The sequence below is a fragment of the Mesorhizobium sp. LNJC405B00 genome, from assembly GCF_000502615.1.
In the GTDB taxonomy this organism is placed as follows: Bacteria; Pseudomonadota; Alphaproteobacteria; order Rhizobiales; family Rhizobiaceae; genus Mesorhizobium.
In genome coordinates this window covers 253,178-272,897 of sequence record NZ_AYWC01000002.1, presented here as the reverse complement: position 1 = coordinate 272,897, position 19,720 = coordinate 253,178, and the positions used below count along the sequence as shown (strand labels likewise).

Below are 19,720 nucleotides of genomic sequence, written 5' to 3'. Positions count from 1 at the left end.
AACATCTGGTCCTTGCGAAATCTCCTGGCGGAGGCGAAAGTTTTTTCTGAAGCCCGTCGAAATCGGCCGCCGCCGCGCGACATACGTCTGGCCCCGCTAGGACGCGGCCTTCGAAACCACGGGAGAAGACCCATGCGATACATGCTTTTGATCAACAGCGACGAAGCCGCGCAGGCGAACACGCCAATCGAGAAGGCTCAGCAGATGAGCGCAGCATATGCCGCCTATACCGAAGCGTTGAAGAAATCCGGCGCATGGCTCGCCGGCGAACGGTTGCGCCCGACCCAGGCGACCACCTCGGTGCGGATCACAGACGGCAAGACCAACGTGATCGACGGCCCCTATGCCGACACCAAGGAGCAGCTTGCCGGCTTCTACATGATCGAGGCGGCCGATATCGATACCGCCATCGACTGGGCGGCGCGCTGTCCGGCGGCGAGCGCCGGCACGGTCGAGTTGCGGCCGATCTGGGAAATGGCCGACTACATGCCCAAGAAATGAAACCGTGATGGACAATCGCCCGGAGATCGCGCGGGCGGCGGCCGAAGCGGCCGCCCGGCAGAGTTACGGCAAGCTGGTCGCCTACCTTGCTGCGCGCACCCGCGACGTAGCCGGCACCGAGGACGCGCTGGCCGAGGCCTTTGCCGCGGCCCTTGAGCGCTGGCCACAGACCGGCGTGCCCGAGAAGCCGGAAGCATGGCTGCTGGCCGTGGCGCGCCGGCGGCGCGTCGACGCGGTGCGCCGTCGGCTGACCAGCGAGGCGAGCCGCGACCATCTCAAGCTGATGGCCGAGGAGATGGAGGCGAGCATGGAAGACGAAGACCTTCCCGACGAACGTCTCAGGCTGATGTTTGCCTGTGCGCATCCGGCGATCGAAGCCAGCGTGCGGGCGCCGCTGATCCTGCAGACGGTTCTGGGTTTCGACGCGGCGACGATCGCCTCGGCCTTCCTGGTTTCGCCGGCGACGATGGGCCAGCGTCTGGTGCGCGCCAAGAGCCGCATCCGCGAGATCGGCATTCCGTTCCGCGTGCCGGATCGCGCCGAACTCGGCGAGCGGCTGGGAACGGTGCTGGAAGCGATCTACGCGGCTTTCGCCGAAGGCTGGACCGACCCGGCAGGGACCGAGACGAGAGCGCGCAATCTGGCGACCGAAGGCATCTGGCTCGGGCGGCTGGTGGCATCGCTGATGCCGGACGAACCGGAAGCGCTCGGCCTGCTGGCGCTGATGTTGTTTGCCGAGGCGCGCCGCCCGGCGCGGCGCGATGCGGCTGGAGATTATGTGCCGCTCGCCGAACAGGATTGCCGTCTTTGGGATCACGCGCTGATCGACGAAGCCGAGTCGCTGCTGGGCCACGCCGCCACCATTGGCGTCATCGGCCGCTACCAGCTCGAAGCGGCGGTACAATCGGTGCATGCGACGCGGCGACGGACCGGCCAAACCGATTGGGCGGCGATCCGTAACTTCTACGATGCGCTGTCGGCGATATCAGGCTCGCCGGTGATTTCGATCAACCGCGCCGTGGCGATTGCCGAGGCCGAAGGGGCGGCGGCAGGACTGGCGGCGCTCTACGTGCTGGGCGACGACAAGCGGCTCAACGACTATCAGCCCTATTGGGCCGCTCGCGCCGGCCTGCTGGCCAGGCTCGGCAATGCGGCGCAAGCGGTCGAAGCCTATGACCGGGCGATCGGCCTTGAACGCGACCCCGCCGTGCGCCGCTTCCTGCAGGCGAAACGGGCGATCCTGCGAAATTGAAGCGTCCGTTCAGGCCGGCCACATTTCATGCGTGGTGTTGAGCCGTTTCATCAGCGGATGCGCGCGCAGCGCCGACCATAAGCGTTCGATGTTCGGCCAGTCGGCTCGCGCCTTGTCCATATCGGGGTGCCAGGCCACCAGCATGACGAGGTAGATGTCGGCCAGCGACATCGCGTCGCCGACCAGCCAGCCGCGCCCCTCGAGGGCTGCATCGACAATGGCGAAGCCGCGGTCCATCTCGGCAATGGCTGCCTGCTTGACGGCTTTCTTGCCGTCGGCATCGGCGGTGTAGCGATGGGCATAGTAGAGGCGCAGGATGGCGGGGTAGAGCACCGATGACATGAACGCCATCCAGCGCAGGAAACCGGCGCGATCCGGCGATCCGGCGGCCGGCGCCAGACCCGCCTCCGGATGGCGCTCGGCAAGCAGGATGCAGATCGCCGCCGATTCGGTTATCGATTGACCGTTGGGCAAGGTCAGCACCGGAACCTGGTTCAACGGGCTGATGTCGAGGAAAGCCGGGTCCGGCGGATCCTTCTTGGGCACATCGATCTGGTCGAATTGCGCGTTTGCCAGCGCCAATGCGGCCTCGACGACAAAACCGCCGCTGCCTGGGCGCGTGTAAAGCTTGTACATGTGATTCTCCCCCTGCCCGCGCGAAGCAGGCCGGGGCGATTTGACCCTGAAGCCGCCTCCCGCTCAAGCCGGTGGCGGACGCCACGGCCGGGTTTTCTGCGGTCCAGCCATGAGACTTCCGATGTCGGAGGGACAGCACCCCCGATGCCCGGCAGGGCAGAGGGGGGTGCGAAGGATCGCCGCCTATCCAGTTAAGACGTTAAGCCCCCAGCCCGTCGAACAGGATCGTCGACAGATAGCGCTCGGCGAAGGACGGGATGATCACCACCAGGTTCTTGCCCTTGTTCTCCGGCCGCGACCCGACGGCGATGGCGGCCTGCAGGGCAGCGCCCGACGAGATGCCGACCGGCACGCCTTCAAGGCGGGCGACGAGGCGGGCGTTGGCGACCGAATCCTCGTTGGAGACCTTGACGATCTCGTCATAGATCGAGGTGTCGAGGATCTTGGGCGCAAAGCCGGCGCCGATGCCTTGGATCTTGTGCGGGCCGGGCTGGCCGCCCGACAGCACCGGCGAGGCCTCCGGCTCGACGGCGACGACATGCACCGAGGGCTTGCGTTGCTTCAGCACCTGGCCGACGCCGGTGATCGTGCCGCCGGTACCGATGCCGGCGACGAAGATGTCGACCCCGCCATCGGTGTCGTTCCAGATCTCCTCGGCGGTGGTGCGGCGGTGGATCTCCGGGTTGGCCGGGTTTTCGAACTGCTGCGGGATGACGGCGTCAGGCAGGGTGGCGGCCAATTCGTCGGCCTTGGCGATGGCGCCCTTCATGCCTTTCGGCCCTTCCGTCAGCACCAGTTCGGCGCCCAGCAGCGCCAGCATCTTGCGGCGCTCCACCGACATGGTTTCGGGCATGGTCAGGATCAGCTTGTAGCCCTTGGCGGCGGCGGCGAAGGCGAGCGCGATGCCGGTATTCCCCGAGGTCGGCTCGATCAGCGTCGTCTTGCCGGGTTTGATCCGGCCCGACGCTTCCAGCGCCTCGATCATGGAAACGCCGATGCGGTCCTTGACCGAGGCGATCGGATTGAAGAATTCGAGCTTGGCAAGAAGGTTGGCAACGACGCCCTTCTCCTTGGCGAACTTGTCGAGCCGCACCAGCGGCGTGTCGCCGATCGTCTCGGTGATCGAGTTGTAGACACGGCCGCGGCCGGGCACGCGCGCGGAAGGCTTGTTCATTGGTTTCGCTCCCAAATCAGATCAGGCAATTGGCGTCGGCGGACAGAATAGGGCTTTCGCCCGCGCAAGATAGGCTGCCGGCCGAAAATATCGAGTGGGCCGCTTGCTGAAAACGCTTGTCCCCTCAAGCCGCATTTTCCGGATGGACCGATCGGCGGAATGGATGGGCCTGAACCGATCTACTGACGTGCGGCAATGGCAGCGGCCGCGCCCACCATGAAGCCGGCGGCGGTGCGGTTCAGCGCCTTCNCTACTGACGTGCGGCAATGGCAGCGGCCGCGCCCACCATGAAGCCGGCGGCGGTGCGGTTCAGCGCCTTCAGCGCGCGTGGCGATTTCAGGAACCAGCGCGCCTTGGCGGCCAGCGCAAGATATGGCACCAGCACCACGAAGAGCACAATGACGGTGAGCGCGACCAGGATGCCGTAGTCGGCGAGCGTGATGGTCTTCAGGTCGACGATGGTCGGCGTGATGGCGAGGTAGAAGATCATCGTCTTCGGGTTGCCCAGCGTGACGGTGAGGCCGGCAAGGAAGCTCGATACCAGGCCGCCCTTGCCTTTCCTGGCCTCGACAGTCTCGGGCGTGATCCCGGCCGTCCAGAAACGCCAGCCGAGGAAGGCGAGATAGGCGACGCCCAGCCATTTGATGACGAGAAACACCATGCCGAAGCTTTGCGCGACAAAGGCAAGGCCGAGCACCACCGCGGTGAGATAAATGAGGTCGCCGAGCATCAGGCCGAACGACATCGCCAGCGACGAGCGGAAGCCGGATCCGAGCGCCCGCGCCACAAGCGCGGTGACGCCGGGGCCGGGAACGGCGGCGATGCCCAGCGCAGCACTATAGGCAAGGAAGCCGGTGAGGGTCATGACGGTCGCACCTCGTGAAACGACTCTGATGCCATGAAAGCCTGCAACGGCAAAACGGATTCGATTGCGCCAACCAGGACATGAAAGCCGGTCATCATCGCCTGAAAGCGAGAGATGGTTCACTTACGCCCCGAAGGCGGTCGGCTATCTCGCATGGCTCCGAACGGCAGGAGCACCCATGTTAGCCAAAAGACTTCACATCCAGCTCATGAAGTGGATGCCCAACAACTATTCCGAAGCACGCGGTCATGTCCACGAGCTGGAATGGTATCTGTGGTTCGAGGGGCGTCAGGCTTTCAGCCTGTTCGACAAGGGCGATAGCGATGTCGTTCCGCAGACTGGATATTTTACCGACAGCCGGGACCCTGGCGCTCACCCCATTCGTCCGATGATCTATCCGCTGGTCGTCAACAACCGGTTCAAGGTGCGACTGGTGGCGATGGAGCGTGACGGACCGCAAAAGATAGACCCCGACGACACCGCCAAAGGCGAATTCTACATCGACCTCGACACCAAATATCCGCCGGTCTCCGACTGGCGCATCATCGCTGCCGATCCGCGCAACACCGACCTCAACGTGGAAGCGTCGTTCCAGCTGCAATGGCTGGACTATGTAGATACCGCCGAGATTGCCGAGGATGGCCCGCCACGCATCATCGACAAGTCCAACTATCCCTATCCCTGGGGCGCCAATGTGATGGTGTTCGAGCACTGGCTCGGGCTTGGCCGCAAGGCGCCGCTCAAACTCATCGACCCGAACCGCGCTTCGCGCCGCGAATACTGGATGATCAATGGCAATGCGGCCCGGCGCATGGTGCAGGACCTCTATCGCTTCAACGTCAACCAGCTTGGCGTCGCCAACGACACCATCAGCAGTGTTTACGTGCCGAAGCTCAATGCCGGCCACGTCACGGTGACGCTTTACGAACACGATTTCAGCGACGGCCGCTTCGCGCAAGGGGCGAAGAAGTCCTTCGGCTCGGTCGGCCTCTTCAATCTCAGGGATACCGGTTTCGATGACCGTGTCTCATCGGCCGAGGTGATCCATACCTATCCCAAGGTGATCCATCGGGACGTACATTAGGGCCGGTTGCGCAGTTCGCCGGCTCAGGACGGGCCGTCGACATGGGTGATGCGCCAGATGGTGCCGTTGCCATCCTCGGTGACGATAAGCGCACCGTCCCTGGCCACCGCGACGCCGACCGGCCGGCCCCAGACGGCGTCGTCGGAGAGGACGAAGCCGGTGATGAAATCCTGGTACTCGCCGGTCGGCTTGCCGTCGCTAAATCTCAGCCGCACCACCTTGTAGCCGGTCCTCATACCACGGTTCCAGGAGCCGTGCAGGGCGACGAAGGCGTCACCCTTGTACTCTGCCGGGAAATTGCCGCCGTCATAGAACGCGATGTTGAGCGGCGCCGAATGCGCCTGCATCAGCACGTCGGGCACGGTGACCGAGCCGGCGAGGTCTGGGCGCGCGCCCTCGTGACGCGGGTCCTCGTTGGCGCCGATATAATACCAGGGCCAGCCATAGAAGGCGCCGTCCTTGACGGAGGTGGAATATTCGAACGGCACATCGTCGCCGAGACCGTCGCGCTCGTTGACGACACACCACAGCGCGCCGGTCGCCGGCTGCACGGTCATGCCCGAACAATTGCGCAGGCCGGTAGCGAGGATGCGGCCATTCTTGCCGTCGGGGCCGAAGGCCAGCACGTCGGCACGGCCATCCTCGGAACCCCAGGTGGCGCCGAGTGGCTGTGATTTTGCCCAGGCGTCAACGCCGCTATTCGGTGCCTTCCCCATGCCCTCCGCGACGTTAGATCCGGAGCCGACCGAGAGATACAGCGTCTTCCCGTCCGGCGAGAAGGCGATATCGCGGGTCCAGTGGCCGCCGGTAGGGATGTCGGAGACAATCGTCTCCGGTTCGCCGGAGGCTTTAAGGTCGCCGTCGCGATAGGCGTAGCGAACCACGCTGTCGTTGTTGGCGACGTAGACCCATTGCGGCTTGTCGCCAGGCGGGTAGAAGGCGATGCCATAGGGCTCGTTGAGATCGTCGGCAAAAATGCCCTCTTCGGCCGGCTTCGCGCTACCCTTGGCCAGCCGATAGACGCGGATCTGGTTGGCGTCACTGTCGGCGACGAACAGGTCGCCGTTCGGCGCCACGCGCACGACCCGCGGATTGGAAATGCCGGAAGCAACCAGTTCGGCCGAAAACCCAGGCAGCAGGACGGGCTTCGCGCCCTCGGGCCGATCGCCAAGGCCGGCGCTGTTGGAGGCGGATTCGGTGATGTTGGGTCTTTTCAGATCATCCGGCCTAATCAGCCGGCGCACACCTGGCTTGTCGGCCTTCCAGTCGCCGAAAGCGTCCTTGCCGGTCAGCAGCAGTTGATCAGCCTGCTGGGCGAAGGCGCTGGTGGCCAGAAGCAGGGCAAGGCCTGCGAAGCCGGCAATCCGGATCATGCTGTTCTCCTCGAACTCGCGCCGGTCGGCGCGTCACGACAAGGGAGATATTGTGCGGCCGCCGCAAAAGAGAAGCGTGCGCGCGCAGATTCGACGAGAGAACCGCTCAACTTTCCCCTTCGACGTCCAGATCGTCGTCGAGACGCTTTTCCAATGCGACGAGATCTTCCGGCAGCGGCAAGCCCATGGCGCGCATTTCGCGCAGTTTTTCGCGCAGCTGCTCCTGGATTTCGTGCTCGTCCTCCGGCTGGTTGACCATTTCTTCGAGCAGCATGCTGATCTGGGCCTTGAACGATTCAAGCGCCATTCTGCGCCCTCCTTTACGGTGATCCCGGCTTCGGAATTATCTTAACATCCGGGTAATCAATTGCGCCGTGTAGTCGACCATAGGCACGATGCGGGCATAATTCAGCCTGGTCGGGCCGATGACGCCGAGCGCGCCGACGACGCGGGCGTCCTTGTCGCGGTAAGGCGCCACGACCAGCGACGAGCCGGAGAGCGAGAACAGCTTGTTTTCCGAGCCGATGAAGATCCGCACGCCGGGGCCGTCCTCGGCGAGGTCGAGCAGCTGGATCAGCCCGTCCTGCGTCTCCAGATCCTCGAACAGGTGGCGCAGCAATTCGATATCGGCCTGGGCGGTGACGTTTTCGAGCAAATTGGCGCGGCCGCGCACGATAAGGCGCGCCGGCAGGCCGCTATCGGCGCCGGCCCACACCGCCAGGCCTTTCTCGACCAGGTCCTGCGACAACGTGTCCAGCGCTGCCCGGGTCTCGTCCTTGATACGGGCGATCTCGATGCGCGCCTCGGCGAGCGTGCGGCCCCTGATATGGGCGTTGAGGAAGTTGGAGGCCTCGTGCAGCTGCGAGACGGTGATGCCGGCCGGCAGGTCGACGACGCGGTTCTCGACATCGCCATTCTGCGACACCATCACCGCCAGCGCCTTGGTCGGCTCGAGTTGGATGAACTCGATGTGCTTCAGCGCCACCTCGTTCTTGGTGGCGAGCACCAGGCCGGCGCCGCGCGACATGCCCGACAGCATCTGGCTGGCCTCGGTCAGCATGTGTTCCAGCGTCGCGCCCGAGCCGGAGGCGCGCACCTGCGCCTCGATGACCCGGCGTTCCTCGTCGGAGAGATCGCCAAGCTCCATGAAGGCATCGACGAAGAAGCGCAGGCCGGTCTGGGTCGGCAGGCGCCCGGCCGAGATGTGCGGGGCATAGATCAGGCCGAGATGTTCGAGGTCGCTCATCACATTGCGGATGGTGGCCGGCGACAGCGACGACGGCAGGATGCGCGACAGGCTGCGCGATCCCACAGGCTCACCGTCCTTCAAATAGGATTCGACGATGCGCCTAAAAATGTCGCGCGAACGCATGTCGAGCGATTGCAGCGCGGGCGCCAGCAAACTGGGTTCGGTGACTGCCTTGGTCATTCGAGCCAAAAACCTCCGGCTCAAGGATATAGACTTCCATCGCCCCCGCGCAACCCGGCGTCTGTATGGGGGCCTTTTCCTTTGCGCCATGGGCTGCATGCGTCTACAAGCCGCCGACGCAACCATAAAAGAACAGAAAGAGGCCTCGATGCGCCCTTCCAAACGCCAAGCCGACGAAATGCGCGCCATCTCCTTCGAGCGCGGCGTCTCCAAACACGCCGAAGGCTCGTGCCTGGTGAAATTCGGCGACACGCATGTGTTGTGCACGGCGAGCCTGGAGGAAAAGGTGCCAGGCTGGATGCGCAATTCCGGCAAGGGCTGGGTGACGGCCGAATACGGCATGCTGCCGCGTTCGACCGGCGAGCGCATGCGCCGTGAAGCCTCGGCCGGCAAGCAAGGCGGCCGCACGCTCGAAATCCAGCGGCTGATCGGCCGCTCCTTGCGCGCCGTTGTCGACCTGCAGGCACTGGGCGAACAGCAGATCACCGTCGACTGCGACGTCATCCAGGCCGATGGCGGCACCCGCACGGCCTCGATCACCGGCGGCTGGGTGGCGCTCTACGATTGCCTGCGCTGGATGGAAGCGCGGCAGATGGCCAGTGTTGCCAAGGTGCTGAAGGACCATGTCGCGGCAATTTCCTGCGGCATCCACGACGGCAAGCCGGTCATCGACCTCGACTATATCGAGGATTCGTCTGCCGGCACCGACGCCAATTTCGTCATGACCGGCAAGGGCGGCATCGTCGAGATCCAGGGCACCGCCGAGGGCGAGCCGTTCTCGGAAGGTCAGTTCGCGGAGCTGATGGGGTTGGCCAAGAAGGGCATTCAGCGGCTGGTGAGCTTGCAGCAGATGGCTGTGGCCTGATTGAATTTAACGTGATGACGTCGGCGATCCTTCACACACCCCTCTGGCCTGCCGGCCATCTCCCCCGCAAGGGGGGAGATCAGAGGTCGCTACCGTTTTCGCCAACCATCAACGTTGAGACGCCGCCAGCGGAACTGCCAATCTCCCCCCTTGCGGGGGAGATGCCCGGCAGGGCAGAGGGGGGTGCCTCGTGACTCCCTCCGCGATTCTGGAATCGGCACTTTACGTCACTGATTTGCCGGCTGCCGAGACCTTCTACTCCGATGTCCTCGGCCTCCCTCTCCTCGGCAAGGTCGACGGCCGCCATCTCTTCTTCCGCTGCGGCCCGGGCGTGCTGCTGGTCTTCAATGCCGAAGCCACCAAAATCCCGCCGGCGCCCGATGCGCGGCTGAAAGTGCCGCCACATGGCACGGTCGGCGAGGGCCATCTCTGCTTTGCCGCAAGTGCGGATGAACTCGCACAGTGGAAGGCGCAACTTGAGGCGAAAAACATCGCCATCGAAAGCGAATTCGAATGGCCGCAGGGCGGGCGCTCGATCTACATACGCGACCCCTCGGGCAATTCGATCGAATTCGCCGAGCCAGGGATCTGGGGCCTTTGATGCATTCTCTCGATGGAAAGAAGATCGTCGTTGCCAGCCACAATGAAGGCAAGCTGCGCGAATTCGCCGACTTGATGGGTCCGTTCGGCTTCGAGGCGAAGTCGGCCAAGGACTACGGCCTGCCGGAACCGGAGGAGACCGGCACCACCTTCGAGGAAAACGCCTACATCAAGGCCTTCGCCGCGGCTAAGGCGACCGGCCTGCCGGCGCTGTCGGACGATTCGGGCCTGTGCGTCGACGCGCTCGACGGCGCCCCCGGCGTCTACACCGCCAATTGGGCCGAAGCTCCCGATGGCAGCCGCGACTTCGGCATGGCCATGCAGCGCACCGAAGTGGCCTTGCAGGAGGTCGGCGCCGCCAAGCCAGCGCAGCGCAAGGGGCGGTTCGTCGCCGTCATCTGCCTGGCCTTCCCCAATGGCGAGGCTGAATATTATCGCGGCGAGGCTGAGGGAACGCTGGTGTGGCCGCCGCGCGGCGAACTCGGCTTCGGCTACGACCCGGTGTTTTTGCCCGACGGTTTCGACAAGACGTTCGGCGAGATGAGCGCTGAGGAAAAACACGGCTGGAAGCCCGGTCAGCCGACGGCGCTGTCGCACCGCGCCCGCGCCTTCCAGAAATTCGCCCGCGCCAGGTTAGGCTCAGCTTAATGTCGCTGGACCGCAGCCCGGGCTTCGGCGTCTACATCCATTGGCCGTTCTGCGCGGCCAAATGCCCGTATTGCGACTTCAACAGCCATGTCCGTCACCAGCCGGTCGACCAGGAGCGCTTTGCCCGCGCCTTCGAGACCGAGCTGAAGACCATGCGCGAGCGGACCGGGGCGCGCGAGGTGACCAGTATCTTTCTCGGCGGCGGCACACCGTCGCTGATGCAGCCGCAGACGGTGGCGGCGGTGCTGGACGCCGTGGCGAAGAACTGGACGGTGCCCGACGGCATCGAGGTGACGCTGGAGGCCAATCCATCCTCGGTCGAGGCCGAGCGCTTTCGCGGCTACCGCGCCGCCGGCGTCAACCGCGTCTCGCTCGGCGTGCAGGCGTTGAACGACAAGGATCTGCGCTTTCTCGGCCGACTGCACAATGTCGACGAGGCGCTGCATGCCATCGGGCTGGCACGCGAAATCTTTCCGCGCCTCTCCTTCGACCTGATCTACGCCCGCCCCGGCCAGACGCTGGACGACTGGCAGGCGGAGCTCGAACAGGCGATCGGCCATGCCGCCGACCATCTGTCGCTCTACCAGCTGACCATCGAGGAAGGCACGCCGTTCCATGCGCTGCATGCGGCGCACAAGTTTACCATTCCCGACAATGACCGGGCCGCCGATCTCTATGCGCTGACTCAGGAGGTCACCGCGGCGCATGGCCTGCCGGCCTATGAGATTTCCAACCACGCCAGGCCGGGCGCCGAGAGCCGGCACAATCTGACCTATTGGCGGTATGGCGAATATGTCGGCGTCGGACCGGGCGCGCATGGCCGCTTTATCGAGAACGGCCACCGTGTTGTGACGATCGCCGAGCGGATGCCGGAGACCTGGGCCAATCTGGTGGAGGCCAGGGGCCATGGCGTCACCGGCGGCGAGATCCTGACGCGCTCCGAAGAGGCCGACGAGTTCCTGCTGATGGGGCTGAGGTTGGCCGAAGGCATCGACCTTTCCCGCTACGAGGCGTTTTCCGGGCGTGGCCTGTCGAGCGCCCGGCTGACCGTGCTGCAGGATGAGGGGCTGGTGGCGCCGATCGGCAATGCCAGGCTACGCGCCACGCCAGCCGGCATGATCGTGCTCGATGCCGTGGTGGCGGATTTGGCGCGATAACGCCTTTGAAAAACGTGCTCTTCGTCAAGCGTCGTGCTTGAAGCGGCGCTTGCCGCGGTGTTTCTCGGCATGCGCCTCTCCGGTCCGGGCCGGCTTGGCGTCGCTCTTGTCCCGGCGGACGCTGTTCTGGTCGTTCATCGGATGCGGCGGCGCGCCTTCGCGGGCGCTCTTCGTTTCAAGACGGGTGATGAAGATATCGAAACGATTGGGCATCGTACGGTCAGTGCTCCGTCGTGCTGTCCGGTTTGTTGTCCGAAAGCCTGACATTCGTCGGCAAGGCGGTGGCCGCCCGACTGGTCAGGCCGGTGTCGCTCTCGGCGAGCGCACGCTTGCCCTTTGGCGCGGGCACGCGGTTGCGCCCGGCATAGTAGGGCTCGAAAACGTCCTGCAATTCCAGGCTGTCCATCCTGTCCTCCTCCTCAAGAGACTCAGGTATTCAATCCGCCAGCCACGCTTTCGTTCCCCACTGTGGCAAAGACATGGCCGCCGGGTTACATCGGCGTCAGGTTTGGCCCGACGTTCGGGAGTTTTGCAACCCGGCGCGCGCCATGCCAAACAGGGCGAAATGGAGAGACCCGGTGACCGGCGAGAAACGCAGCTATGTGATCGGGCAGACCGAGATCGCAGTCCGGCCGCTGGCGCCGGCGCTGTATCTGGTGGCGACGCCGATAGGCAATCTCTCCGACATCACGCTACGCGCGCTGGAAACGCTGGCGGCCGCCGACGTCGTCGCCTGCGAGGACACCCGCGTCTCGCGCGTGCTGCTCGACCGCTACGGCATCCGCCGCCGCACCACGGCCTATCATGAACACAATGCCGGCGAGGCCGGACCGAAGCTGATCGCGGCACTCGAGGCCGGGCAGAGCGTGGCGCTGATTTCGGATGCCGGCACGCCGCTGATCTCCGACCCAGGCTACCGGCTGGTCGGCGAAGCGCTGGAGCGCGGCCTGCGCGTGGTGCCGATCCCCGGCCCATCGGCGCCGCTGGCGGCGCTGACGGCGTCGGGCCTGCCGTCCGACGCCTTCCTGTTTGCGGGGTTTTTGCCGGTGAAATCTGGGCAGCGGCTGACCAGGCTGGAGACCTTCAAGACGGTGCCGGCAACGCTGATCTTCTTCGAGTCGCCACGCCGGCTGGCCGATACGCTGCTTGCGATGGTCGAGGCGCTGGGTGGTGGGCGCAAGGCCGCCATCGGCCGCGAGCTGACCAAGACTTTCGAAGAGATGCGGACGGGAACGCTGCAGGCGCTGGCCGACCACTATGCGGCGGCTGACACGCCGAAGGGCGAGATCGTCATCTGCGTCGGACCCGCCGAGATCAAGGCCGACCAACCCGCCGACATCGACCGGCTGCTGCTGTCGCTGGCCGCCGAAATGCCGGCGTCCAAGGCGGCGGCGGAAGCGGCGAAGATGACAGGCGGGCAGAAGCAGTCGCTCTACCGCCGGCTGCTGGAACTCAGGAATGCGGTTGGAGAAGGCGAAGGTGGCTGAGCGCCCGGCCGCCAGCCGCCAAAAAGCCTATCGGCGCGGCCATCGCGGCGAGTGGCTGGCGGCAGCGGCGCTGATGCTGAAAGGTTATCGCATCCTCGCCCGCCGGCATCGCACCCGCTTCGGCGAGATCGACCTGATCGCCAGGCGCGGCGACCTGGTGCTGTTCGTCGAGGTCAAGGCGCGGCGCACGCTGATGGAAGCGATGGAGGCGATCGGCCACGAATCGGAGCGCCGCATCGAGGGCGCCGCCGACATCTGGCTGTCGCGGCAGCCGGACTACGGCAGATTGTCGATGCGCTTCGACATGATCGCGGTGCTGCCCTGGCGCTGGCCGGTGCATGTCGAGAACGCGTTTTTTGGGAGGAGTTAGCGGCCTTTACCCTCCCCCTTGTGGGGAGGGTCGGTGAGCAAGCGACTCGACGCGTCGTTGGCGAAACGGGGCGGGGGTGTGGCGCCCCCACCCCGATCCGCTTTGCGGATCGACTGACCGGGGCGAGCCGCCGGTCTCGCCCGTCCTTCGGACCCCCACAAGGGGGAGGGTAAAGCTCACCCCCAAATGAAAAGCGCCACCAACCCAACCGCTCCCACCACCAGGCGCCACCAGCCGAACAGCGAATAGCCGTTGCGCGAGACGTAATCGAGCAGGAAGCGGACGACGATCAGCGCGGTAAGGAAGGCGGCGATGAAGCCGATAGCGATGATCGGCAGGTCGGCGCTGCTCAGCACGTTGCGGTTCTTGAACAGATCGAAGGCGAAGGCGCCGACCATGGTCGGGATGGCGAGGAAGAAGGAGAATTCCGCCGCCGCGCGCTTGTCGACGCCCAGCAGCAGCGCGCCGACGATGGTCGAGCCGGAGCGCGACGTGCCGGGGATCAGCGACAGGCACTGGAACAGGCCGATCTGCAGGTAAAGCCTTGTCGGGAAGCGCTCGACATCGCGATAGACCGGCTGCAGCTTCATGCGGTCCACGACCAACAGCACGACGCCGCCGATGATCAGCATGATGCAGATCAGCCTTGGCGATTCGAACAGCACCGTTTTGATGAAATCATGCGCCAGCGCGCCGATGATGGCGGCCGGCAGGAAGGCAATCAGGATGCCGATGACGAAATGCCGCGTCAGCCGGTCATGCGGCAGGTCGAGCAGCATCTGCCACAGGCGGCGGAAATAGACGCTGAGGATCGCCAGGATGGCGCCCAGCTGGATCAGGATCTCAAAGGCCTTGCCGGTGGAATGGAAGCCGAGGAAATGGCCGGCGAGCAGGATATGGCCGGTCGAGGAGACCGGGATGAACTCGGTCAGCCCCTCCAGCAGGCCGAGCAGCAGGGCTTCGACGATGGTGTGGCTATCCATGGCAACCTCGGCATTCAAGGGACGGAAGGAAACGGCTTGCGAATGGCTTGCTTGTCACGGCGCGGAAGTCCCCCTATAGGTCGCAGCACCGTGACGGCCGCATGACGGGCCGCCAAGACTTACCGGTGCGGACGGCGATTCGCCAGTGCGCCTTAATATCGCGGAATCATGCTGACGCTTTTCCATCACCCGATGTTCGCCACCTGCCGCTTCGTGCGCCTCGCCTTCGGCGAATATGGCGAGGAGCTGGCGCTGATCGAGGAAAAACCGTGGACGCGGCGCAAGGAATTTCTGGCGCTGAACCCGGCCGGCACCTTGCCGATCCTGCTTGCCGAGGGCGACGTGCCGATCGTCGGCGCCATGGTGATCGCGGAATATCTCGACGAGACACGTGGCGTCCTGAAGCGCGACAAGAGGCTGTTTGCGGAAGACCCTATGCAGCGCGCCGAAATCCGCCGCCTCACAGACTGGTATCTCAACAAGGCCGAAGGCGAAGTGACCCGGCATCTGGTGCGCGAGCGGGTGCTGAAGCCGGTGATGCCGGAAACGGCGGGCGGCGGTTCCCCCGATTCGGCGGCGATCCGCGCGGCGCGCGCCAACATTCGCCAGCACATGAAGTACACCAACTGGCTGGCCGGCACCCGTCATTGGCTGGCCGGCAGCAAGGTCACCTATGCCGACCTGGCGGCAGCGGCGACGCTGTCGGTGCTGGATTATCTCGGCGAGATCGATTGGCGCGAGCATGCCGCGGCGCGCGAATGGTACACGCGGGTGAAATCGCGGCCGTCGTTCCGGCCGCTGCTCTCCGACCGGGTTCGCGGCCTGTCGCCGGTTTCGCATTATGCGGACCTCGACTTCTAGAAGCCAAACCCTGCGCGCGCTGATCGACGCCGAGGCGCGGCGCGCCGGCTTCGATGCGGTTGCCGTCACCACGCCTGACGCGATCCCGCTGGCGCCGGCCAGATTGGCAGAATTCGTCGCCGATGGTTTTCACGGTTCGATGGCTTGGATTGCGGAGACGCTCCAACGCCGCAGCGAGCCTTCGACGCTGTGGCCCGAGGTGCGCTCGATCATCGTGCTGGCAATGAATTACGGCCCCGACCACGATCCGCGTGCGCTGCAGGCAAGGCGCGATCTCGGCGCGATCTCGGTCTATGCGCAAAACCGCGACTATCACGAAGTGATGAAGGGCCGGCTGAAGGAGATCGCCGGCAAGATCGTCGCGCGGGCCGGCGGCGACGTGAAGGTTTTCGTCGATACGGCCCCGGTTATGGAAAAGCCGCTGGCTGAGGCCGCCGGGCTCGGCTGGCAAGGCAAGCACACCAATCTGGTCAGCCGCGAGCACGGCTCCTGGCTGTTTCTCGGCACCATCTTCACCACGGCGGAGCTCACGCCAGATTCGACCGAGGTAGACCATTGCGGTTCCTGCCGCGCCTGTCTCGACGCCTGCCCGACCGATGCCTTTCCGGCGCCCTATCGGCTCGATGCCAGGCGCTGCATCTCCTACCTGACCATCGAGAACAAGGGGCCGATCCCGCAAGAATTCCGCGAAAAGATCGGCAACCGCATCTATGGCTGCGACGATTGTCTCGCCGCCTGCCCGTGGAACAAGTTCGCCCGCGCCGCCTCGGAGGCCAAGCTCGCCGCGCGCGATGAACTGCGCGAACCGCCGCTGGCGGAACTGTTGCAGCTGGACGACACGGCGTTCCGGACCTTTTTCTCCGGCTCGCCGATCAAGCGCATCGGCCGCGACCGCTTTGTCCGCAATGTGCTGACCGCCGCCGGCAATTCCGGCGATGTTTCGCTGGCCGGCCCGGTGCGCGATCTGCTTGGCGATGCCTCGCCGCTGGTGCGCGGCGCGGCGATCTGGGCGCTGGCGCGGCTGGTGACGGCCGCCGAATTCAACGGGCAGGCGGCGATCTACTTGAAAACCGAAACCGACACTACAGTGCAGGACGAATGGCTGTCCGCATTGCCAATCGAGGCGCATGCATGAGCGAAAAACAGGTTTTTATCTTCGGCGCCGGCTATTCGGGCAAAGCCTTTGCACGGGCCAATGCGGAGGCGATTACGATCTTCGGCACCACGCGCTCATCGGAAAAATTCGACGCGCTGCGGCAGGTCGGCATCGCGCCGCTGCTGTTCGACGGCGCCCTGACCCCTGAAATCGGCGATGCGCTGGAAAAGACCCCCCATCTCATCGTCTCCGTGGCACCGGAGGAGGCCGGCGACCCTGTGCTTCTCGCCGCGCGAAAGGCGATCGAGGCGATGCCGGCGCTTCGCTGGATCGGCTATCTCTCGACCGTCGGCGTCTATGGCAATTATGACGGCGCCTGGGTCGATGAAACGGCCGAGTGCCGGCCGGTGTCGAAACGCTCGTCGATGCGAGTGGCGGCCGAGCGGGACTGGCTGCAGCTTGGCCTCGAGACCGGCAAGCCGGTGGCGATCCTGCGGCTTTCCGGCATTTATGGGCCGGGACGCAACGCGCTGGTCAATCTGGAAAACGGCACGGCCAGGCGGCTGGTCAAGCCCGACCAGGTGTTCAACCGCATCCATTGCGACGACATCGCCGGTGCGCTCTGGCACCTCATCGGTGGCAATAGAGGCGGCATTTTCAACGTCACCGATGACGAGCCGGCGCCGCCGCAGGATGTCGTCACCTATGCCGCTTCGCTGATGGGCGTCGAGCCGCCGCCGGAGATTCCTTTCGAGACCGCCCAACTTTCGCCCATGGCGCGGTCCTTCTATGGCGAGAACAAGCGCGTCGCCAACGCCGCGATCAAGGCAGCGGGCTACCGGTTCCGCTATCCGGACTACCGCGAGGCGTTCGATCGGATGTGGGCCGACGGCAGCTGGCGCGACGGCGAGCCGCGCAGCCCGATGAAGGTAGATAATCGAAACGCGAGCCCGAGGGTGATATGATTCGATTGTGTTGCGGACTTTTGCAGTGGGGTTCATGACGATTTCGATGCGATCCTTGACCGGCAGACGGCCGTTCCTGACGGCGGCGCTGGCGATCGTGGCGCTGGCCGGGCTGGTGGCGGGCGCAATCACGGCCGAGCCACGGGCAAAAGACCTGTTCGGCGCCAAGAAGCTGCCGGCGGTGGCTGCGGCGCAATCCTTCGGCTTCTATTCAAAGGGCTGCTTCACCGGCGGCGTCGCCATTCCGATGGACGGCCAGAACTGGGAGGTGATGCGTCCCTCGCGCAACCGGCGCTGGGGTCATCCAACGATGATTGCGCTGATCGAGAAGCTGTCGCGCGATGCCGCCGCCGACGGCTGGCCGGGGCTTCTGATCGGCGACATTTCGCAGCCGCGCGGCGGCCCGATGCTGACCGGGCACGCCTCGCACCAGATCGGCCTCGACGCCGACATCTGGCTGACGCCGATGCCCGACCGCAAGCTTACGACCCAGGAGCGCGAAAACATCAGCGCCACGCTGATGGTCGACGACAAGACGCATCTGGTGAAGGACAGGCTGTGGAAGCCGATACATACCAAGCTGTTGAAGCGCGCCGCGAGCTATCCGGAAGTCGAGCGCATCCTGGTCAATCCAGGCATCAAGAAGAAGCTGTGCGACACCGTCACCGGCGACCGTACCTGGCTGAGAAAAATCCGGCCGTTCTGGGGCCATGACTATCATTTCCACATCCGCATCGGCTGCCAGCCGGGTTCGCCCAACTGCAAGGGACAGGAAGCGACGCCCGACGATGACGGCTGCGGCAAGCCGCTGGCCTGGTGGTTTACCGAGGAGCCGTGGCGCCCCAACAAGAACCCGGATGCGCCCAAGGCGCGCGACCTGATGACGATGGCGAACCTGCCGAAACAATGCCAGTTCGTGCTTGACCAGCCCGACGCGGACTCGGCCGAAGCCGTCACCTATCGCGGCGGCGGCGTGCCGATCGCCGCCAGGGCGCCGGAACCCGACGCGCCTCCGCCTATTGCGGGCAATGCGGGCGGCTTGCCAAACGCAGCCAACGCCTTCACCGCCACGCCGGAGATCGGCATTCCCCTGCCAAGGCGACGGCCGCCGGCAAACGTCGGACAGTGATGGCGAACTGACGCTTTCCCTTTCCGGGGCCATGCGCTAGTCAATCGATTGAACACCGGGCGATTGAACACCGGGCGATTGAAAAACCGGGCGATTGAAACGGTCGCAACGGCGCCGCAAAGGGGACGAGCAAGAGCATGTCAGGCGACGACGACACCGCGTTGCGGTTTCCAGTGCTGATCGGCGACATCGGCGGCACCAATGCGCGCTTTTCGATCGTGATCGACGCAAATTCGGAAGCCGGTGAGCCGCATATCGTGCAAACCGCCAATTTCTCCACCATAGACGAGGCGATCCAGGCGGCGGTGCTCGACCGGTCGTCCGTCCGGCCGAATTCGGCAGTGCTGGCGATCGCCGGACCAGTCGATGGCGAGGAGATCCCGCTTACCAACTGTCCCTGGGTGGTGAAGCCGAAGCAGATGTTTGCCAATCTGGGCCTGGGCGACATCGTCGTGCTCAACGATTTCGAGGCGCAGGCGCTGGCCGTCGTGGCGCTCGGCGAAGAGCATATGGAAAAGATCGGCGGCGGCACGCCGGAGGAGAATGCCGGACGCGTCGTGCTCGGCCCCGGCACCGGCCTCGGCGTCGCCGGGTTGGTTCATGCCCTCCACCACTGGATACCGGTGCCTGGCGAAGGCGGCCATATGGATATCGGTCCGCGGACGCCGCGCGATTTCGAGGTGTTCCCGCATATCGAAAAGCTGGACGGCCGCATTTCGGGCGAGCAGATCCTGTGCGGGCGCGGTCTGGTCAATGTCTACCGGGCGGTCGCCAAGGCCGACGGCAAGCCGGCGCCGTTCACCACGCCGGCCGAAATCACCGGGGCGGCCCTGGCCAAGACCGATGCGGTCGCCGAGGAAGCGCTGGCGCTGTTCGTCACCTGCCTCGGCCGCACCGCCGGCGACCTCGCGCTGGTGTTCATGAGCCGCGGCGGCGTGTTCTTGACCGGCGGCATCGCGCAAAAGATCGTGCCCGCGCTGAAGGAAGGCAATTTCCGCGCCGCCTTCGAGGACAAGGCGCCGCACAGCGCGCTGATGGCCTCGATGCCGGTCTATGTCATCACCCACCCGCTGGCGGCACTTCTGGGCCTTGCCGCCTATGCCCGCAACCCTTCGCTGTTCGGCGTCCAGACCGCGGGGCGGCGCTGGCGGGCATGATCCATTTCGTCCCGAAAACGGGTATTTTCTTGGAAATGGCTGCCGCTTTCGTGACCCCAACCTCGGGCCGCGACGAAGTTTCGCCATA

At 65.0% G+C, this 19,720-nt stretch carries 23 protein-coding genes; 14 read left to right on the top strand and 9 right to left on the bottom strand.

Going from position 1 to position 19,720, the window contains the following annotated elements:
- Positions 1-132 precede the first annotated feature (132 nt).
- On the top strand, positions 133-501 hold the full coding sequence (locus tag X756_RS160225) for a YciI family protein (protein ID WP_023681239.1): 369 nt from the start codon (positions 133-135) through the stop codon (positions 499-501).
- A gap of 7 nt (positions 502-508) precedes the next feature.
- The gene (locus tag X756_RS160230; protein ID WP_023728752.1) at positions 509-1,753 is read left to right on the top strand and encodes a DUF6596 domain-containing protein; all 1,245 of its coding nucleotides are present in this window, start codon (positions 509-511) and stop codon (positions 1,751-1,753) included.
- A 9-nt stretch (positions 1,754-1,762) separates the two neighbouring features.
- Here the strand turns inward: X756_RS160230 and X756_RS160235 are convergent, their stop codons facing one another.
- The 3 genes from X756_RS160235 to X756_RS160245 form a co-directional block, all read right to left on the bottom strand.
- Positions 1,763-2,389, bottom strand: a complete 627-nt coding sequence (locus tag X756_RS160235; protein WP_023681237.1) for a glutathione S-transferase family protein — start codon at positions 2,387-2,389, stop codon at positions 1,763-1,765.
- 199 nt (positions 2,390-2,588) lie between these two features.
- The gene (gene cysK / locus X756_RS160240) at positions 2,589-3,563 is read right to left on the bottom strand and encodes a cysteine synthase A (protein ID WP_023672045.1); all 975 of its coding nucleotides are present in this window, start codon (positions 3,561-3,563) and stop codon (positions 2,589-2,591) included.
- A gap of 250 nt (positions 3,564-3,813) precedes the next feature.
- Positions 3,814-4,428 carry a LysE family translocator gene (locus X756_RS160245; RefSeq protein ID WP_023728751.1) on the bottom strand — a complete coding sequence of 205 codons (615 nt, stop codon included), beginning with the start codon at positions 4,426-4,428 and terminating at the stop codon, positions 3,814-3,816.
- A gap of 178 nt (positions 4,429-4,606) precedes the next feature.
- Here X756_RS160245 and X756_RS160250 point away from each other — a divergent pair, with 178 nt between their 5' ends.
- Positions 4,607-5,512, top strand: a complete 906-nt coding sequence (locus X756_RS160250) for a hypothetical protein (RefSeq protein ID WP_023741988.1) — start codon at positions 4,607-4,609, stop codon at positions 5,510-5,512.
- Positions 5,513-5,535: 23 nt separating this feature from the next.
- Here the strand turns inward: X756_RS160250 and X756_RS160255 are convergent, their stop codons facing one another.
- From X756_RS160255 to hrcA, 3 genes are all read right to left on the bottom strand, one after another.
- On the bottom strand, positions 5,536-6,885 hold the full coding sequence (locus X756_RS160255; RefSeq protein ID WP_023728749.1) for a sorbosone dehydrogenase family protein: 1,350 nt from the start codon (positions 6,883-6,885) through the stop codon (positions 5,536-5,538).
- 106 nt (positions 6,886-6,991) lie between these two features.
- A complete protein-coding gene (locus tag X756_RS160260) occupies positions 6,992-7,192 on the bottom strand; it encodes a hypothetical protein (RefSeq protein WP_023728748.1) in 201 nt (66 codons plus the stop codon).
- Positions 7,193-7,228: 36 nt separating this feature from the next.
- Positions 7,229-8,314, bottom strand: a complete 1,086-nt coding sequence (gene hrcA, locus X756_RS160265; protein WP_023681233.1) for a heat-inducible transcriptional repressor HrcA — start codon at positions 8,312-8,314, stop codon at positions 7,229-7,231.
- A gap of 148 nt (positions 8,315-8,462) precedes the next feature.
- Here hrcA and rph point away from each other — a divergent pair, with 148 nt between their 5' ends.
- The 4 genes from rph (at position 8,463) to hemW (ending at position 11,584) form a co-directional block, all read left to right on the top strand.
- Positions 8,463-9,179 (top strand): ribonuclease PH, encoded by a 717-nt coding sequence (gene rph / locus X756_RS160270; RefSeq protein ID WP_023710344.1) that lies wholly within the window; start codon positions 8,463-8,465, stop codon positions 9,177-9,179.
- 190 nt (positions 9,180-9,369) lie between these two features.
- A complete protein-coding gene (locus X756_RS160275) occupies positions 9,370-9,780 on the top strand; it encodes a VOC family protein (RefSeq protein ID WP_023728747.1) in 411 nt (136 codons plus the stop codon).
- Complete coding sequence (gene rdgB / locus X756_RS160280; RefSeq protein ID WP_023692946.1) at positions 9,780-10,427, top strand: RdgB/HAM1 family non-canonical purine NTP pyrophosphatase; 648 nt, start codon at positions 9,780-9,782, stop codon at positions 10,425-10,427. Before X756_RS160275 ends, rdgB begins: the two co-directional genes overlap by 1 nt.
- Positions 10,427-11,584, top strand: coding sequence for a radical SAM family heme chaperone HemW (gene hemW, locus X756_RS160285; protein WP_023710342.1), 1,158 nt, complete (start codon positions 10,427-10,429; stop codon positions 11,582-11,584). The genes rdgB and hemW overlap by 1 nt, the downstream gene beginning before the upstream one ends.
- A 24-nt stretch (positions 11,585-11,608) precedes the next feature.
- Here hemW and X756_RS160290 read toward each other — a convergent pair whose 3' ends face one another.
- Complete coding sequence (locus X756_RS160290) at positions 11,609-11,797, bottom strand: hypothetical protein (protein WP_023672058.1); 189 nt, start codon at positions 11,795-11,797, stop codon at positions 11,609-11,611.
- A gap of 7 nt (positions 11,798-11,804) precedes the next feature.
- The gene (locus tag X756_RS160295; RefSeq protein WP_023681229.1) at positions 11,805-11,990 is read right to left on the bottom strand and encodes a hypothetical protein; all 186 of its coding nucleotides are present in this window, start codon (positions 11,988-11,990) and stop codon (positions 11,805-11,807) included.
- Positions 11,991-12,162: 172 nt separating this feature from the next.
- Between X756_RS160295 and rsmI the strand changes: the two genes are divergently transcribed.
- Complete coding sequence (rsmI, locus tag X756_RS160300) at positions 12,163-13,071, top strand: 16S rRNA (cytidine(1402)-2'-O)-methyltransferase (RefSeq protein WP_023728746.1); 909 nt, start codon at positions 12,163-12,165, stop codon at positions 13,069-13,071.
- A complete protein-coding gene (locus tag X756_RS160305) occupies positions 13,064-13,441 on the top strand; it encodes a YraN family protein (RefSeq protein WP_023698068.1) in 378 nt (125 codons plus the stop codon). Before rsmI ends, X756_RS160305 begins: the two co-directional genes overlap by 8 nt.
- Before the next feature lie 176 nt (positions 13,442-13,617).
- Here X756_RS160305 and X756_RS160310 read toward each other — a convergent pair whose 3' ends face one another.
- Complete coding sequence (locus tag X756_RS160310) at positions 13,618-14,424, bottom strand: undecaprenyl-diphosphate phosphatase (protein WP_023687560.1); 807 nt, start codon at positions 14,422-14,424, stop codon at positions 13,618-13,620.
- 168 nt (positions 14,425-14,592) lie between these two features.
- Here X756_RS160310 and X756_RS160315 point away from each other — a divergent pair, with 168 nt between their 5' ends.
- From X756_RS160315 to X756_RS160335, 5 genes are all read left to right on the top strand, one after another.
- Positions 14,593-15,285, top strand: coding sequence for a glutathione S-transferase family protein (locus X756_RS160315; protein WP_023728745.1), 693 nt, complete (start codon positions 14,593-14,595; stop codon positions 15,283-15,285).
- Positions 15,266-16,420, top strand: coding sequence for a tRNA epoxyqueuosine(34) reductase QueG (gene queG / locus X756_RS160320; RefSeq protein ID WP_023728744.1), 1,155 nt, complete (start codon positions 15,266-15,268; stop codon positions 16,418-16,420). The genes X756_RS160315 and queG overlap by 20 nt, the downstream gene beginning before the upstream one ends.
- Positions 16,417-17,346, top strand: a complete 930-nt coding sequence (locus tag X756_RS160325; protein ID WP_023728743.1) for an SDR family oxidoreductase — start codon at positions 16,417-16,419, stop codon at positions 17,344-17,346. Before queG ends, X756_RS160325 begins: the two co-directional genes overlap by 4 nt.
- Before the next feature lie 34 nt (positions 17,347-17,380).
- Positions 17,381-18,475 (top strand): penicillin-insensitive murein endopeptidase, encoded by a 1,095-nt coding sequence (gene mepA / locus X756_RS160330; RefSeq protein WP_023687564.1) that lies wholly within the window; start codon positions 17,381-17,383, stop codon positions 18,473-18,475.
- A gap of 137 nt (positions 18,476-18,612) precedes the next feature.
- On the top strand, positions 18,613-19,632 hold the full coding sequence (locus X756_RS160335; RefSeq protein WP_023728742.1) for a glucokinase: 1,020 nt from the start codon (positions 18,613-18,615) through the stop codon (positions 19,630-19,632).
- The last annotated feature ends 88 nt before the right edge of the window (positions 19,633-19,720 follow it).

Coding starts and splice junctions, on each gene's coding strand:
- X756_RS160225 (WP_023681239.1), top strand. CDS start 133: ATGCGATACATGCTTTTGATCAACAGCGACGAAGCCGCGCAGGCGAAC.
- X756_RS160230 (WP_023728752.1), top strand. CDS start 509: ATGGACAATCGCCCGGAGATCGCGCGGGCGGCGGCCGAAGCGGCCGCC.
- X756_RS160235 (WP_023681237.1), bottom strand. CDS start 2,389: ATGTACAAGCTTTACACGCGCCCAGGCAGCGGCGGTTTTGTCGTCGAG.
- cysK (WP_023672045.1), bottom strand. CDS start 3,563: ATGAACAAGCCTTCCGCGCGCGTGCCCGGCCGCGGCCGTGTCTACAAC.
- X756_RS160245 (WP_023728751.1), bottom strand. CDS start 4,428: ATGACCCTCACCGGCTTCCTTGCCTATAGTGCTGCGCTGGGCATCGCC.
- X756_RS160250 (WP_023741988.1), top strand. CDS start 4,607: ATGTTAGCCAAAAGACTTCACATCCAGCTCATGAAGTGGATGCCCAAC.
- X756_RS160255 (WP_023728749.1), bottom strand. CDS start 6,885: ATGATCCGGATTGCCGGCTTCGCAGGCCTTGCCCTGCTTCTGGCCACC.
- X756_RS160260 (WP_023728748.1), bottom strand. CDS start 7,192: ATGGCGCTTGAATCGTTCAAGGCCCAGATCAGCATGCTGCTCGAAGAA.
- hrcA (WP_023681233.1), bottom strand. CDS start 8,314: ATGACCAAGGCAGTCACCGAACCCAGTTTGCTGGCGCCCGCGCTGCAA.
- rph (WP_023710344.1), top strand. CDS start 8,463: ATGCGCCCTTCCAAACGCCAAGCCGACGAAATGCGCGCCATCTCCTTC.
- rdgB (WP_023692946.1), top strand. CDS start 9,780: ATGCATTCTCTCGATGGAAAGAAGATCGTCGTTGCCAGCCACAATGAA.
- hemW (WP_023710342.1), top strand. CDS start 10,427: ATGTCGCTGGACCGCAGCCCGGGCTTCGGCGTCTACATCCATTGGCCG.
- X756_RS160290 (WP_023672058.1), bottom strand. CDS start 11,797: ATGCCCAATCGTTTCGATATCTTCATCACCCGTCTTGAAACGAAGAGC.
- X756_RS160295 (WP_023681229.1), bottom strand. CDS start 11,990: ATGGACAGCCTGGAATTGCAGGACGTTTTCGAGCCCTACTATGCCGGG.
- X756_RS160310 (WP_023687560.1), bottom strand. CDS start 14,424: ATGGATAGCCACACCATCGTCGAAGCCCTGCTGCTCGGCCTGCTGGAG.
- X756_RS160315 (WP_023728745.1), top strand. CDS start 14,593: ATGCTGACGCTTTTCCATCACCCGATGTTCGCCACCTGCCGCTTCGTG.
- queG (WP_023728744.1), top strand. CDS start 15,266: ATGCGGACCTCGACTTCTAGAAGCCAAACCCTGCGCGCGCTGATCGAC.
- X756_RS160325 (WP_023728743.1), top strand. CDS start 16,417: ATGAGCGAAAAACAGGTTTTTATCTTCGGCGCCGGCTATTCGGGCAAA.
- mepA (WP_023687564.1), top strand. CDS start 17,381: ATGACGATTTCGATGCGATCCTTGACCGGCAGACGGCCGTTCCTGACG.
- X756_RS160335 (WP_023728742.1), top strand. CDS start 18,613: ATGTCAGGCGACGACGACACCGCGTTGCGGTTTCCAGTGCTGATCGGC.